Source organism: Streptomyces sp. 891-h (assembly GCF_022760275.1).
GTDB classification, from domain to species: domain Bacteria; phylum Actinomycetota; class Actinomycetes; order Streptomycetales; family Streptomycetaceae; genus Streptomyces; species Streptomyces spirodelae.
Window position 1 is genome coordinate 4371227 of record NZ_CP050693.1, and the last position, 15007, is coordinate 4386233.

12 protein-coding genes are annotated in these 15007 nt (G+C 70.7%); 4 read left to right on the forward strand and 8 right to left on the reverse strand.

Going from position 1 to position 15007, the window contains the following annotated elements:
- Positions 1 to 72 precede the first annotated feature (72 nt).
- A complete protein-coding gene (pfkB, locus tag HC362_RS19115; protein WP_243085209.1) occupies positions 73 to 1041 on the forward strand; it encodes a 1-phosphofructokinase in 969 nt (322 codons plus the stop codon).
- A complete protein-coding gene (locus tag HC362_RS19120) occupies positions 1038 to 3152 on the forward strand; it encodes a fructose-specific PTS transporter subunit EIIC (protein ID WP_243085211.1) in 2115 nt (704 codons plus the stop codon). The genes pfkB and HC362_RS19120 overlap by 4 nt, the downstream gene beginning before the upstream one ends.
- 212 nt (positions 3153 to 3364) lie before the next feature.
- Here HC362_RS19120 and HC362_RS19125 read toward each other — a convergent pair whose 3' ends face one another.
- Complete coding sequence (locus HC362_RS19125; protein ID WP_243085213.1) at positions 3365 to 4543, reverse strand: P1 family peptidase; 1179 nt, start codon at positions 4541 to 4543, stop codon at positions 3365 to 3367.
- 47 nt (positions 4544 to 4590) lie between these two features.
- Between HC362_RS19125 and HC362_RS19130 the strand changes: the two genes are divergently transcribed.
- Positions 4591 to 4791 (forward strand): hypothetical protein, encoded by a 201-nt coding sequence (locus HC362_RS19130; protein WP_243085214.1) that lies wholly within the window; start codon positions 4591 to 4593, stop codon positions 4789 to 4791.
- 91 nt (positions 4792 to 4882) lie between these two features.
- On the opposite strand, the gene mscL is transcribed toward HC362_RS19130, so the two are convergent.
- The 6 genes from mscL to HC362_RS19160 all read right to left on the reverse strand — a co-directional run bounded on the left by mscL (position 4883) and on the right by HC362_RS19160 (position 11013).
- On the reverse strand, positions 4883 to 5443 hold the full coding sequence (gene mscL, locus HC362_RS19135) for a large conductance mechanosensitive channel protein MscL (protein WP_279240121.1): 561 nt from the start codon (positions 5441 to 5443) through the stop codon (positions 4883 to 4885).
- 174 nt (positions 5444 to 5617) lie between these two features.
- On the reverse strand, positions 5618 to 6160 hold the full coding sequence (locus HC362_RS19140) for a hypothetical protein (RefSeq protein WP_243085216.1): 543 nt from the start codon (positions 6158 to 6160) through the stop codon (positions 5618 to 5620).
- Positions 6161 to 6365: 205 nt separating this feature from the next.
- Entirely contained in the window at positions 6366 to 7202 is an 837-nt protein-coding gene (locus HC362_RS19145) for an S-methyl-5'-thioadenosine phosphorylase (protein ID WP_243085217.1), read from the reverse strand.
- A gap of 149 nt (positions 7203 to 7351) precedes the next feature.
- Positions 7352 to 7708, reverse strand: a complete 357-nt coding sequence (locus HC362_RS19150; RefSeq protein WP_243085219.1) for an FmdB family zinc ribbon protein — start codon at positions 7706 to 7708, stop codon at positions 7352 to 7354.
- Between the two features lie 66 nt (positions 7709 to 7774).
- Positions 7775 to 9148, reverse strand: a complete 1374-nt coding sequence (locus HC362_RS19155) for an MFS transporter (RefSeq protein ID WP_243085220.1) — start codon at positions 9146 to 9148, stop codon at positions 7775 to 7777.
- Between the two features lie 356 nt (positions 9149 to 9504).
- Positions 9505 to 11013, reverse strand: a complete 1509-nt coding sequence (locus HC362_RS19160; RefSeq protein WP_243088704.1) for a potassium/proton antiporter — start codon at positions 11011 to 11013, stop codon at positions 9505 to 9507.
- Positions 11014 to 11392: 379 nt separating this feature from the next.
- Here HC362_RS19160 and HC362_RS19165 point away from each other — a divergent pair, with 379 nt between their 5' ends.
- Positions 11393 to 14209, forward strand: coding sequence for a penicillin acylase family protein (locus tag HC362_RS19165; protein ID WP_243085221.1), 2817 nt, complete (start codon positions 11393 to 11395; stop codon positions 14207 to 14209).
- Between the two features lie 109 nt (positions 14210 to 14318).
- Here HC362_RS19165 and HC362_RS19170 read toward each other — a convergent pair whose 3' ends face one another.
- The gene (locus HC362_RS19170; protein WP_243085222.1) at positions 14319 to 14927 is read right to left on the reverse strand and encodes a 5-formyltetrahydrofolate cyclo-ligase; all 609 of its coding nucleotides are present in this window, start codon (positions 14925 to 14927) and stop codon (positions 14319 to 14321) included.
- Between the last annotated feature and the right edge of the window lie 80 nt (positions 14928 to 15007).

Below are 15007 nucleotides of genomic sequence, written 5' to 3' on the forward strand. Positions count from 1 at the left end.
CGCTCCCCGACCGCGTCCCCCCTCCGTCCCGCCGTCGCTCCGGCGCACGTACCGCAACGACCTGGAACCCCTATGACCGTCCTCACCGTCACCCCCAACCCCAGCCTCGACCGCACATACGAGATCCCGGGCCTCGACCGAGGGGCCGTGCTGCGGGCCGGTGCCGACCGTGTCGACCCCGGTGGCAAGGGCGTCAACGTCTCCCGCGCGGTGGCCGCGGCGGGACACCCCACGGTTGCCGTGCTCCCCGTCGGCGGCCCCGAAGGCGCTCTCCTCTCGCAGCTGCTCAGCGATCTCGGTGTCGCGGTGGCCGGGGTGCCGGTTCGGGGCTCGACCCGGGTCAACATCTCCCTGGCCGAACCGGACGGCACCCTGACAAAGATCAATGCCGCCGGGCCCGACATCGGCGCCGAGGAGTCCCAGGCACTCCTGGACACGCTCGCCGCCGAAGCCGCCAGGGGCCACGCCCGCTGGCTGGTGTGCTGCGGCAGCCTGCCGCGTGGCCTCTCCCACGAGTGGTACGCGTCGGTTGTCGCCCGTGCCCGGGAGAACGGTGTCCGTGTCGCGCTGGACACCTCAGGACCCGCTCTCGCCGCAGCTCTCCCCGCGCAGCCCGACGTGGTCAAGCCCAACGCCTACGAGCTCGCCGAGGTCGTCGGCCGCCCCCTCACCACCGTCGGAGACGCCGTCAAGGCGGCCGACGAGGTACGGGGCGCGGGAGCGGGAGCGGTACTGGCCAGCCTCGGCGCCACGGGGCAACTCCTCGTGGACGCCACTGGCACCTATTTCGCAACCGCCCCCGTCGCCACCGTCCGCAGTGATGTGGGCGCGGGCGACGCCTCACTGGCGGGCTTTCTGACGGCCGGCGGCGCCCGGGCCCAGGCGCTCGTCTCGGCCGTGGCGCACGGCGCTGCCGCCGTCCAGCTGCCCGGCAGCCAGATGCCCACCCCGGACGACATCCGTCCGGAATCGGTCACCGTGACCACCGACGTCCCCTTGGACCTCCCCCTTCTCCCCGATGTCAACGGAGCCGTCCGATGAGCCAGTTGATTACAGCCGAGCTGGTCGATCTCGATCTGTCCGCCACCACAAAGGCCGACGCCGCCCGTTCGCTCGCCGAGCGGATGGTGGCGCTGGGCCGCGTCACCGACCTCGAAGGTTTTCTCGCCGATGTCGAGACCCGCGAGGCACAAATGCCGACAGGCCTCGAAGGAGGCATCGGCATACCCCACTGCCGCAGCACTCACGTCACCGAACCCACGCTCGCGTTCGGCCGTCCCAGCTCGCCCGTCGACTTCGGTGCCACAGACGGTCCGGCAGACCTCATCTTCCTGATCGCCGCCCCCGACGGCGCGGACAGCGACCACTTGTCCATCCTGTCCTCGCTCGCGCGCCATCTGGCCGACCCCGAGTTCGCCGCGGCCCTCCGCTCCGTGTCGGACCCGGACCGTGCGGCGGCGCTCATACGCGGGGACGCCGAGGCCGACACCTCCTCGTCGGCCCAGCAGTCCGAGACGTCCGGAGAGGCGGCCGACGGCCCGGCGGACGGCGACGACAGGCCACAGCCGCAGCAGACGGAGCCGGAGAGCGCCCAGGCGAGCGGACCATCGGCCCCCTCGCGGGAATCCCGTACCGGAGGCCCCGGGGCGGCGGCCGGTGAGCCCTTCCGGATCGTGGCCGTCACCTCCTGCCCCACCGGCATCGCCCACACCTACATGGCCGCTGAATCCCTCGAGAGAGCGGCCGAAGAGGGCGCGACGAACACCGAGATCACCGTCGAGACCCAGGGCTCTGCCGGATTCCAGCGGCTCGACCCCTCGGTGATCGCCGCCGCCGATGCCGTGATCTTCGCCCACGATGTCGAAGTACGGGAGAGGGACCGCTTCTCCGGCAAGCCCACCGTCGATGTCGGGGTCAAGGCGGCCATCAACCGCCCCGCCGAACTCATCGAGGAAGCACGGGCCAAGGCCGAGCGCGGTGAGATCACCTCCAAGCCGTCGGCCGCCGCCCCCATGGACAAGGGGGCAGAGGACGGGGACGGGTTCGGAACCAGGCTGCGCAAGTGGCTGATGACCGGCGTCAGCTACATGGTTCCGTTCGTCGCCTCGGGCGGGCTGCTGATCGCCCTGTCCTTCGCCATCGGCGGGTACGAGATCGCCAACGCCAAGTCCGTCGCCGACCACTTCGTGTGGACCGAGGCCCACAGCTGGGCCGCGCTGCTCAACCAGATCGGCGTGCTCGCCTTCGGCTTCCTCGTCCCCGTTCTCGCCGGCTACATCGCCTACGGCATGGCCGACCGGCCCGGCCTCGTACCAGGTTTCGTCGGCGGCGCCGTCGCCGTGGAGATCCAGGCCGGCTTCCTCGGCGGCCTGGTGGCAGGTCTGCTCGCCGGTGCCCTTGTGATGGCCATTCAGAAGGTCGACATCCCGGCCGTGCTGCGCGGCATCATGCCGGTTGTCGTCATCCCGCTGATCTCCTCGGCAATCGTCGGCGCGCTGATGTTCGTCGTCGTCGGCAAGCCGATCGCCACCGCGCAGAAGGCCATGACGGACTGGCTGGGCGGGCTGACCGGCACCAACGCCGTCCTGCTGGGGCTGCTCATCGGTCTGATGATGTGCTTCGACCTGGGCGGCCCCGTCAACAAGGTCGCCTACACCTTCGCCACCGGAGGCATCGCCAGCGCCGACCCCGGCAACGGCAGTCTGATGGTGATGGCAGCCGCCATGGCGTCCGGAATGGTGCCGCCGCTGGGCATGGCGCTCGCCACCACCGTGCGCGGCGCCCTCTTCACCAAGACCGAACGGGAGAACGGCAAGGCCGCCTGGGTGCTCGGCGCCTCCTTCATCAGTGAGGGAGCGATTCCGTTCGCCGCTGCCGACCCGCTGCGCGTGATCCCCGCCTCGATGGCCGGCGGAGCTGTCACCGGCGCGCTCTCGATGGCCTTCGGCAGCACGCTGCGAGCGCCCCATGGCGGCATCTTCGTCGTGCCGCTGATCGGGTCCCCGCTGCTCTACCTGGTGGCGATCGCGGCCGGGACCGCCGTCACAGCCGGTACGACCCTGCTGCTGAAGGGCGCCCGTAAGCAGGCGCCGAAGGCGGAAGGCGCCCCGGTGGCGGACGGCGTCGAGGAGCGCGTCCCGGCAGGCGTCTGAGCCGGCACTTCCCCGCGGAACTCCCGGCGGCGGCACCGTTCCACGGTCCGCCGCCGGGCCTGCCGGGCCTGCCGGGCCTGCCGGGCCTGCCGGGCCTGCCGGGCCTGCCGGTGCCGTGCGCTCCCGGAGCTCCGCTCCTGTGTGCCGCCGAGGCCGCGTGCCGGAGTGCTTCGGGAGCCGTCGCCTCTCCCGTCCTGCGAGCGGGGTTCCTGTCAGCCGTCGGCGCCGTGTTCCCCGTCCTCCTCGCGGCCCTCCGCACGGTCCGACTCCGGAGAGCCGTCCCCTTCCCGTCCGGAGAGTGAGGCGCCGTAGAGATCGCTGTAGGAGGGAAAGACCCCACCGGGACCGTCCACCCCGTCCGCGGCCCGAATCGCCTTGACCACGGCCCGGGTCACCACATCGGCCCCTGCCGCCAGCACCTCGTTGAACTCGGCGCTCTTCAGCTCCCCTGCGCCCGTGGCCAGCGCGAAGGCCGTGTCCCCGTCGTGCATCATGTGCACCGGGCGCACCGCTCTCGCCAGCCCGTCGTGGGCGCTTCCCGCCAGCCGCTGTGCCTGGGGCCGGGTGAGCCCCGCGTCCGTTCCCACCACCACCAGGGTGGTGTTCAGTGCGGGCCGCAGCGTCCCGGCGGTGCGTCTGGCGGTCTCCTCCTTCGCCTCCGAGCGCAGCATCTCGGCCTCGGCGTGCTCGTCCTCGGACGGGATGTGCGGCAGGCCGTCGGCCAGCTCGCCGTAGAGCACGCCCGTCGCCGGGTCGGTCGCCGAGCCCGCCGCGTTCAGGACCACCAGCGCGCCGACCACCGCTCCCGAAGCCAGCCGGGTGCTCGCCGTGCCTATACCGCCCTTGAGGCCGCCGACAACAGCACCCGTTCCGGCACCGACACTGCCTTCCGCAACCGGTGCGCCCGGTTCCGTCGCAGCCGCCGCTTCCACCGCTTCGCGCCCCAGCGCCGCATCCGGTCTGGCCGTCCAGCGTCCCCCGCGCCCCAGGTCGAAGATGACCGCTGCGGGGACCACCGGCACCACCTGCGAGGGGTCGGGGCCCGCCTGCACGCCTCGGCCCTGCTCCTCGAGCCAGCTCATCACGCCCGAGGCCGCGTCCAGGCCGAACGCGCTGCCGCCGCTGAGGACGACGGCGTGGACGCGCTCCACCAGATTCCGCGGGTCCAGAGCGTCCGTCTCGCGGGTCCCCGGGGCTCCGCCTCGCGCGTCCACCCCCGGGACGGCGCCCTCCGCCGGCGGCAGGACCACGGTCGTTCCGGTCAGCCAGCCGTTCTCGGTCCGCTGCGCGTGGCCCACGCGCAGACCAGGCACATCGGTCAGCGCGTCCCGCGTACCGGTCGGCGGCGGCCCCTGCGGTGGGCGGGGTTCCTGGGCGTCGTGATTGTCCATGGGGCATCAATACCAGCAGCCGCGTGAGGCGGCCGTACGCTTGAGCCATGAGCGTCGACCCGCAGCCCTCCGCCCGGCCGGACACCCCGCGTGACGTGGCGGCCTCGCTGGTCTTCGACGACCCGCTGAGCCGCCCGTCCTCCGACGACACCGATTGGGGCTGGGGCGAGGGAGCGGGCGGCACCTCCGGCGGAGGAGACGCAGACCTCGCGCGCTTCCTCGATGAGAAGCCGCCCCACCACATCTGAGGCCGACCCGGCAGCCCCGGCCACGCCCGCCCCCGGCCTCCTCCGGCAGGTGCGGGTCCCGGGCCGGCCCCTGCTCCTGGAGACCGGCTCGTCAGCCGTTGGTGCTGACGCCGCCGCGCTGCGGCCCCACCGATCCGTCCGGGCCGCCCGGTGCGGAGCCGCCCGGCGCGGAGCCACCCGGGACGGGGGAGCCGTGCCCGTCCGCGCGCTGCGCGAGCAGTACATCGCGGATCTCGGTGAGCAGCTCGACCTCCGTCTTGGGCACCTCCACCGGGCCCGCCTTGGCCTGCTGGCGCTCCTTGTACTTGTTCATCGGCAGGATCATCAGGAAGTAGACGACCGCCGCTGTGATGACGAAGGTGAGCGTGGCGCTGAGCACCGGGCCCCACTTGATCGCGACGCCGGTCACCTCGCCTGTGGAACCGACGGTGCAGGGGTCCTTGAGGCAGTAGCGGTACCTGTCCAGGTCCTTCGTCCCGATGGCGCCCACCAGCGGGTTGATGAATCCGTTGACGACGGCGTCGACGATCTTGCTGAAGGCTGCTCCGACGACCACGGCGACGGCCAGTTCGACCACGTTGCCGCGCATCAGGAATTCCTTGAAGCCGGCCAGGACGCCCTTCTTCTCGACTTGGGACGCGTCGTTGCTCAACGGACTTCCTCTTCCAGAACCAGGTGACGATGCTGACTGCGAGCGGGACACCGAGGGCACAGGGGACTGCCCAGCGCCTCCACGGCCGGGACCGGCGGCTCACCTGCCCCGGACCACCGGGTTCCGTGTGCACAGGAACGCCGCGCCCCCGGCGTGGCGGAGACAGAAGGCGGTTCAGCACAGCGTCACCGCCAGCCGGGACTTCGCCGCCGCGCCCGCCAGCGCCGCCGCCGTCCGCCGGGGCACAACGACAACGATCAGCGCGCCCTCGGCTCCGTCGCCCGAGACAGTGTCGCGGTACTTCGGCACATGGGCCACTCGGACACCTGCGGCCACGACCCGGGCGGAAGCGGTCTTGGACGTGCTCGCCAGGACATCGATCCGGTCGCCAGGGCTCAGCAGCCGGACAGTCGCGGGGTCGGCGATCCGAACGGGCGCGGAGACGGGAGCCGTCGGAGCACCCTCTTGCGTGACGGATCTCTCAACGCCTCGCCCGCCCGACGCCGCCCCGGAGGTCCTGCCGCCCCCGCCGCCCGAGGCGGCATCGCCTCCGGCTGTCGCCCCGCTGTCCGGGGCGGCGACAGCGAGCCCGGCGGCGCAGACGGCCAGCGCGACAGAGAGGACCCTGCGCCGCCCGGGAGCTCCCCGCCGCAGTCGTCGGCGGCCGCCTCCGGCACGCACCGGGGGGAAGTCGGGAACAGCGGAGCGCAAACGCATCCGAGAAGGAAACTCCTCGGGAACCGGGTTCCGGGATCGGTCCACGACGTTCACCACCAGCCATCACAGGGAGAAGAACCGCCTGGTCGCGGCCTTCGATGACTACGGTGAACTCCGTCGCGGAATCCCGCTGAGACGCCCGGAAATCTGTGGATGACTGGGCAGTTGTGGAAAACTCCGCCACCCGGAAGGGTGACCGGCCCGGTCAGGGCAGGGTGATCCCGGGCTCCAGCCCGCCCAGCGCCGACCCGCACTCGCACTTGCGTTCGTCCAGGGCGGGCAGTTCCCGTACGGCGTCGAAGAGGACCTCGCGCAGTCGGCCGATGTTCTCGCCGAAGACCCGCAGCACCTCCTCGTGGGAGACGCCCTCGCCGGCCTCCGCGCCCGCGTCCAGGTCCGTGACCAGGGCCAGCGAGGAGTAGCACAGCTCCAGTTCACGGGCGAGTATCGCCTCGGGGTGTCCGGTCATCCCCACGACGTCCCAGCCCTGCGCGGCGTGCCAGCGGGACTCGGCGCGAGTCGAGAAGCGCGGGCCCTCGATCACGCACATCGTGCCGCCGTCCACCGCCTCCCAGCCCTTGCCGCGGGCGGCCCGCAGTGCGGCCTGCCGGCCCCCCTCGCAGTACGGGTCGGCGAAGGCGACGTGGACGACCTGGGGAACACTGCCGTCGGCGAGGGGCTGCCCGTCGAAGAACGTCTGCTGCCGTGACTTCGTACGGTCCACCAGTTGGTCGGGCACCACGAGAGTGCCCGGGCCGTACTGCGGCTGCAGACCGCCGACCGCGCACGGCGCGATGACCTGCCGTACACCGACCGAGCGGAGCGCCCACAGGTTGGCGCGGTAGTTGATGCGGTTCGGGGGCAGGTGGTGGCCGCGGCCGTGGCGCGGCAGAAAGGCCACCCGGCGGCCGCCGGTCCCGCCCAGGAAGAGCGCATCGCTCGGCGGCCCGTACGGCGTCTCGACGGTGACTTCGGTCACATCGTCGAGGAAGGAGTAGAAGCCGGAACCGCCGATGATGCCGATCTCTGCCTGTTCGCTCATGCGGTCACCCTAAGGGCGCACGCCCGGAGCTGGGCAGGGGGAAAATTCGGGCCTGCCCCGGGGCCGCGGCCCAGTGCCGGGCCCGCGGCGCGGCGGGCCCGCGGTGCGGCGGTCCGTCCAACGGGCTCGGGCCCGGGCTGGCGGCCGCCTCAGGCGGACGTGGCCGCCTTGGCCGTGCTCTTGCTGTTGCTCTTGCCGGAGGACTTCGACTCCGAGGACGAGTTGGAGGACGACGAGTCGGAAGTGGAGGACGAGCTCTTGGAGTCGCCGTTCTTCGCGGACGAGTCCGAGGAGGAGCTGCCGGAAGCGGGGCTGCTGCTCGACGAGGAGCTGCGGCTGTCGTTGCGGTAGAAGCCGGAGCCCTTGAAGACGATGCCGACCGCCGAGAAGACCTTCTTGAGGTTGCCCTGGCAGTTGGGGCACTCGGTCAGCGAGTCGTCAGTGAACTTCTGCACCACCTCGAGGCCCTCGCCGCACTCGGTGCACTGGTACTGATAGGTCGGCACGTTCTCCTCCTGGCACTCTCACTTGTTGAGTGCTAACAACGCTCCATAGTGCAGCATTCCAGCGCGTCAGTCCACTGGGACGGCCGTTCGGTGACCCAGCCCACGTGCCGCGACCAGCCCGCCGTGCTGCGGGTGCAGCGCCTTCCTGAAGGTCAGCAGCACCAGCAGCGCGAGGCCCGTACCGGCCAGCGGGGTGAGGAAGCCGGTACCTGCACCCGAGTGATCCGCGAGCTGGCCGGCCACTGTCGAGCCCGTCGCCTGGCCCAGCGCCACCGCACCCGTCAGCCAGGTGAGCGCCTCCGTGCGCGCGCCCGCGGGGACCAGCGACTCGATCAGCGTGAAGCACGTGATCATGCACGGGGCCACACACAGTCCCGTCAGCATCCCCAGCGCACCCAGCAGCATCGCCCACGGCCCCAGTTGCGCTGTGAGTGCCATCAGGGCGGCCGCGGCCACCAGCGCGGGGTAGGCGGTCAGCAGCCGGGTCTGCGGCCCTCGCTTCCACCGGATGGCACCCACGGCGACGGCCGCCAGCATGTTGCCGCCGGCGAAGACGCCGTACAGCACACCGTTGATGCCCGGCCGGCCGATCGACTCGGTGAACGCGGTGAGCGAGACCTGCATCCCGCCGAAGACCATCCCGATACCGAGCAACGCGGCAATCAGCACGCGGGCTCCGGGGACGGTCAACGCGGAAGCCGGCCGGTCCGCGCGCCCCTGGGCGATCTCGTCGGCCCCGCGCTTGCCGGCACCCGCTGCCGCGCGGGCCGCTGGCGGCTGGGTGCGGCGCTGGGCGGCGAAGACCAGCCCGCCCACCAGCGAGACGCCCGCCTCGGCGGCGAGACCCGCGGCGGGGTGCACGCCCGTGCACAGCGCTGTGGCGAGCACCGGGCCGACCACGAAGGTGAACTCGTCGGTCACCGATTCGAAGGCCGCCGCTGTGTTCATCAGCGGTGTCCCTTGCAGGCGCGCAGCCCAGCGGGCCCGCACCATGGGGCTGATCTGCGGAGCGGTGGCACCGGCCGGTACCGCCGCGACGAACAGCGCCCACAGCGGCGCGTCCAGAAGAGCGGCGCCGATCAGCACTCCGACGGTGAGTATGTGCAAGAACACCTGGGGGACGAGGACGGCCCCCTGTCCGAACCGGTCGGCGAGCCGGCCGCTCTGCGGCGCGATCAGGGCCATGGAGATGCCTGCCGTGGCGGAGACGGCACCGGCCAGGCCGAACGATCCGGTGGTGTGCTCGACGAGCAGGACGATGCTGATGGTCAGCATCGCGTAGGGCTGGCGGGCCAGAAAGCCCGGCAGCAGGAAGGACCAGGCGCCCTCGGTGCGCAGCAGCTGTCCGTAACCGGGGCGCTCGGAGGAGCGCCGGGAGCGCCGGTCGCCGTGTGCCTCGTCGGTCTGTGCGTGGCTGTTCTCGGTGGCCGGGGGTTCCACGGCCGGGCCTTTCTGCCGCCTGGTAGCGCGTTGTGGGTGACGCGCCGAGAGCTGTCCTCTCGCGCAGGACCGGGGTAGATACCCGGTCCGGTGCAGGGTGGGCATTCCGGACCGTGGCCGCCGAGCGGTCGCGCCAGCTCTGCGTCAGGCAGAGTCGGGGTGAATCTTTCCGCCTTGAGGATAACGGGCAGAGACAGTTTTTCGTAAAACCTGCCACAAGCCCGGCGCCGAACGCGGCAAGAGCCTGCGCTTGAGCACGCCGAGCAGGCTGAGCGCACTGAGCAAGGCGGCAACAGTCGGCGGCCGGGTCGGCAACGCCGGCGTGCAGCCCTGCGCGCCGGCATTGCCGACCAGGGTCACTGCCGCATCGCGGTGCTCCCGGACGAGCCCAGCCAGCCGGCCAGCTTGCCGCCCCGGCTGACCGACAGCAGGCGCCGTTCAGCCGCGTCCCGAACCTGGTCGGTCGTGACGACCAGCAGCTCGTCACCGTGCCGCAGCACCGTCGAGGGCAGCGGGACGAAACTAGCGCCCTCGCGCACCACCAGGGTGACCGCGGCACCGGCCGGAAGACGCAGCTCGGTGATCTCGACGCCGTGCATCCGGGACGACGGCGGGATGGCCACGGACAGCAGGTGGCCGCGCAACCGCTCCAAGGGCGCCGATTCGATGTCCAGATCTGCTGCCTCGTCCCTCTCGTCCAGCCGCAGTTTCCGCGCGAGCCAGGGAAGAGTGGGCCCCTGCAGCACGGTGAAGACGACCACCAGCACGAAGACGATGTTGAAGATGCGCTGACTGCCCTTGACGTCGGCGACCATCGGGATGGTCGCCAGCACGATGGGCACGGCTCCCCGCAGCCCGGCCCAGGAGAGCAGCGTCTTGTCCTGCCAGGGCAGGCGGAACGGCTGGAGGCACAGGAAGACCGACAGCGGGCGGGCGACCAGGGTGAGGGCCAGCCCGATCAGCACGGCGGGCCAGAAGTCCTTCCACAGGTCGTGCGGGGTCACCAGCAGGCCGAGCAGTACGAACAGACCGATCTGCGCCATCCAGGCCACGCCGTCTGCGAAGCCCCGCACGGCGGGACGGTGCGGCAGTTTGCCGTTTCCGAGGATGAGCGCGGCGACGTAGACGGCCAGGAAGCCGGAGCCGTGAGCCATCGCGCCTCCGGCGTAGGCCAGGAAGCACAGCGCCAGCACGGCGATGGGGTACAGCCCGGACGCGGGCAGTGCCACATGGCGCATGCCCAGCTCGCCGAGCTTGCCGACGACCAGCCCCACCACCAGCCCGATGGCGAGCTCGAGAAAGATCTGGCCCAGCAGGAAGTACCAGGTGTGGTGCTCCGTGCCGAGTGAGGAGAAGGTCACGACCAGCAGCACGACGGGTGCGTCGTTGAACCCGGACTCGGCTTCCAGTACACCGGTGAGTCGCTTGGGCAGCGGCACCTTGCGCAGCACGGAGAAGACCGCGGCGGCGTCCGTCGAGGAGACCACGGCGCCCATCAGGAGAGACGCCTGCCAGTCGAGTCCGATCAGGTAGTGCGCGGCCAGCGCGGTGACCGTGACGCTGACGGCCACACCGAACGTCGACAGCACGGCGGCCGCCGGCACGGCGGGCCGGATGTCACGCCATTTCGTGCCGAGGCCGCCCTCGGCGAGGATCACCACCAGGGCGGCATATCCGAGGACTTGGGTCAGCTCGGCGTCGGAGAAACCGAAGCCGATGCCGTCCTGCCCTATGGCGATGCCTATCCCCAGGTAGACGAGCAGGCTGGGCAGCCCGCTGCGCGAGGAGAGACGGACCGCCACGACGGCGATGAGCAGGACGAGGGCGCTGAAGAGCAGGAGCTGGTTGAGGCTGTGGACGGTCAGGGCACGGTCCTCTCTGGCCGGGGCTCTCTCCTTGAGTGCACGAGTCGGGTGCTCCGGTCGCCGGGAATCGGCGCCGGGGCGCGGTTTCTTGAGCGGGTGAGGCGTTGCGCGTGATGGTTCTGACGGTCTCCTGACGTTTTCCTGATGCGTTCTTAACGCGCCGGCCATGGCGGAGCGCGACTCCCGGACGGATGTCCGGCAGTGGCTAGTTCGTTTGGGTAGCTAACAATTTACCATTGCTTGAATATGCCCCCGGGAGAATTCCCAGGGGGTGACTCGCTGTCCGGGCGCGTCGAGGGGCGGCCTATGGTTGCTCCGTACGGACCGAGCCCGTCCGGTCCCCTCAGCCAAGGTTCACCCTGCCCCTCGAAGGACAGCGATGCCCGCCAAGAAGACCTCGCGACGCGCCCGCCTCATCGTGATCGTCGTCGTGCTGCTGCTCGTGGCAGGCATCGGCGGCGGCACGTACTGGGGCGTCAGCACCGTCCGGGATTCCTTCCCGCAGACCACCGGCACCCTCAAACTCAAGGGGCTGACCGCGCCGGTGAGCGTGCAGCGGGACAGCAGCGGCATCCCGCAGATCTACGCCGACAACTCCAAGGACCTCTTCCTGGCCCAGGGGTACGTCCAGGCGCAGGACCGCTTCTGGGAGATGGACGTACGCCGCCACATGACCGCCGGGCGTCTGTCGGAGATGTTCGGTGACGAGCAGGTGCAGACCGACGCGTTCCTGCGCACCCTCGGGTGGCGCAGGGTGGCCGAGAAGGAGTACGAGCAACTCCCGGCCGAGACCAAGGACTTGCTCAAGGCGTACTCCGCGGGCGTCAACGCCTACCTCAAGGACCACAAGGGCTCGGCCATCTCGGTCGAGTACGCGGCCCTCGACCTGGCGGGCAAGGGCTACCAGCCCGCCGACTGGAACCCCGTCGACTCGGTCGCCTGGCTCAAGGCGATGGCCTGGGACCTGCGCGGCAACATGTCGGACGAGATCGACCGGGCGCTGATGACCAGCCGCCTGGACAAGGACCAGATCGAGGACCTGTACCCGAAGTACCCCTACGACCGGAACAAGCCGATCGTCGACAAGGGCGCCGTCGACCCCGCCAGCAAGAAGTTCGACCCGAAGGCCGAGGGCGGCCAGGCCGGCACCGCCGACGGATCGGCCGGCACCGGCCAGTCGGGCGCAGGCGGCGCTGAGCAGCCCGCTGCGGGCGCCGGAGCGGGCGGGACGACCCCAGATGCCTCCGGAGCCTCGAACGGCGCTCAGGGGGCCGGTGGAGCGTCCCAGGGCGTCAGCACCCAGATGGGCACCGTCGCCAAGAAGCTCGACGAGATCCCCGGGCTGCTCGGCCCGAACGGCAGCGGTATCGGATCCAACTCCTGGGTCGTCTCAGGGAAGTACACGACCACCGGCAAGCCGCTGCTGGCCAACGACCCGCACCTGGCGCCGCAACTGCCCTCCGTCTGGTACCAGATGGGCCTGCACTGCCGTTCGGTGGACAAGTCCTGCCCCTACGACGTCTCCGGCTTCACCTTCTCCGGTATGCCCGGTGTCGTCATCGGCCACAACAAGCACATCTCCTGGGGCATGACCAACCTCGGCGCCGATGTGACCGATCTCTACCTGGAGAAGGTCCGCGACGGGCACTATCTGTACGACGGCAAGGAAGTCCCGTACCGCACCCGCCAGGAGACCATCAAGGTCGCCGGCGGCAAGGACCGCACCATCACCGTGCGCGAGACCAACAACGGGCCCATTGTCTCCGACCGCAACAAGGAGTTGCGCAAGGTCGGCGACAACGCCCCCGTCGGCAACGCCGCTCCCGACCGCGGCGACGGCTACGCGGTCTCCCTGCGGTGGACCGCGCTGGAGCCCTCCAAGACCGTGGACGCGCTCTTCAAGCTCAACCGGGCCACCGACTTCTCCGACTTCCGTGCGGCGGCCCGCGAGTTCGCCGTTCCCTCGCAGAACCTCATCTACGCCGACACCAAGGGCAACATCGGCTACCAGGCACCCGGACGCATCCCGGTGCGCGGCAAGGGCGACGGACGCTACCCGGCCCCCGGCTGGGACCCGGCCTACCGCTGGAAGGGCTACATCCCCCAGCGCGCCCTGCCCTGGGAGTACAACCCGAAGCGCGGCTACATCGTGACCGCCAACCAGGCCGTCGTCGACCGTGAGAAGTACCCCTACCTGCTCACCGACGACTGGGGCTACGGAGCGCGCAGCCAGCGGATCAACGACCTCATCCAGTCGAAGATCAAGGACGGCGGGAAGATCTCCATGGCCGACATGGAGACGATGCAGATGGACAACAGCAGCGAGATCGCCAAGCTGCTGGTGCCCTACCTGCTGAAGATCGAGATCAACGACAAGTACGTACGCAACGCGCAGAAGCTGCTGGAGGGCTGGGACTACACCCAGGACTCCGACTCGGCTTCCGCCGCCTACTTCAACGCCGTCTGGCGCAACCTCCTCAAGCTCGCCTTCGGCGACAAGCTCCCCAAGGAGCTGCGGGTCAAGGGTGACTGTCTGTACGTCGTACCTTCCGACGACTCCGGCCCGGTCGACGATCTGGACGGCAACCAGCGACTGGTGCGCGAGTGCGGGCAGCGCTCGGCTGACGACGCCCAGCCCGACGGTGGTGACCGCTGGTTCGAGGTGGTGCGCAAGCTGCTCAAGCAGCCCGACAGCCAGTGGTGGAAGACGCGCGACACCTCGACCCACAAGGGCGACAAGAACCGCGACGAACTGCTGGCGCACGCCATGAAGGACGCCCGCTGGGAGCTCACCTCCAAGCTCGGCAAGGACATCAACACCTGGAGCTGGGGCAGGCTGCACCGGCTGATGCTCAAGAACCAGACCATCGGCACCGACGGTCCGGGCTTCATGCAGTGGCTCCTCAACCGCGGCCCTTGGGACCTGGGCGGTGGCGAGGCGGCCGTCAACGCCACCGGCTGGAACGCGGCGGGCGGTTACGACGTCACCTGGGTGCCGTCGATGCGGATGGTCGTCGACCTGGGCGACCTGGACAACTCCCGGTGGATCAACCTCACCGGCGCCTCAGGACACGCCTACAACGCGCACTACACCGACCAGACGGACAAGTGGGCAAAGGGCGAGTTCCTCAAGTGGCCCTTCAGCGAGAAGGCGGTCAAGAAGGCGACCGAGGACGAGATGGCCCTCACTCCGTGACGGGCCGCCGGCTCCTCATGCTCACGGTCTGACAGTCCGGCCCGGTGCGCCGCCCGTACGGCGCCCCGGGCCGCTGATGTCCCGGTGCGCCCCGGGCGGCTGTTCAGCCTTACGGGACCTCGAAGCGGTGCACTCCGCCCGGCGTCACTGCCGTCGCCACCCGGCGGTCGTGCTCCTCGCCTTCGAGACGGTCGACCACTTCGCCGTCGTACAGCAGCACCGCACAGAAAGGCCGCACCCTGTGGGCCGCCAGCCGGGCGAGCACCCGGTCGTAACAGCCCGCGCCCCGGCCCAGCCGCAGTCCGCCCCGGTCCACGGCCAGCCCTGGCAGCAGCACCACATCGGCCTCGGCGACCGCCTCAGGGCCGAGGCGCGTCCCGGACGGCTCCAGCAGCCCCCGCCCCGCCGCCACGAGCGCATCGGGGCCCTCGTAGTCCGCCCAGTCGAGGTCGTTGTCCTCCTGCAGCACCGGCAGCAGCACCCGTACGCCCCGGCTGCGCAACGCCTCCAGCAGCGGCCCGGTGCCCGGCTCACTGCCGACCGACACATACCCGGCGACCGTACGGGCCCCTGCCATCTCCGGCAGTTCCAGCACATGCCGGGCCAGAGAGCGGGCTGCCGCCTGGAGGTCGTCCGCCGTCAACGTCCTCCTCACCGCGAGGACAGCGCGGCGCAACTCACGCTTACTACGGTTGCCGACGGCCTCCGGCTCGCCCATGGAACGCCCAGCCCCTTTCCGCGCCGTAAAACGCAACAAACCCAACAGACGCGATAAACGTCGTGGACGCTTATCTTCCT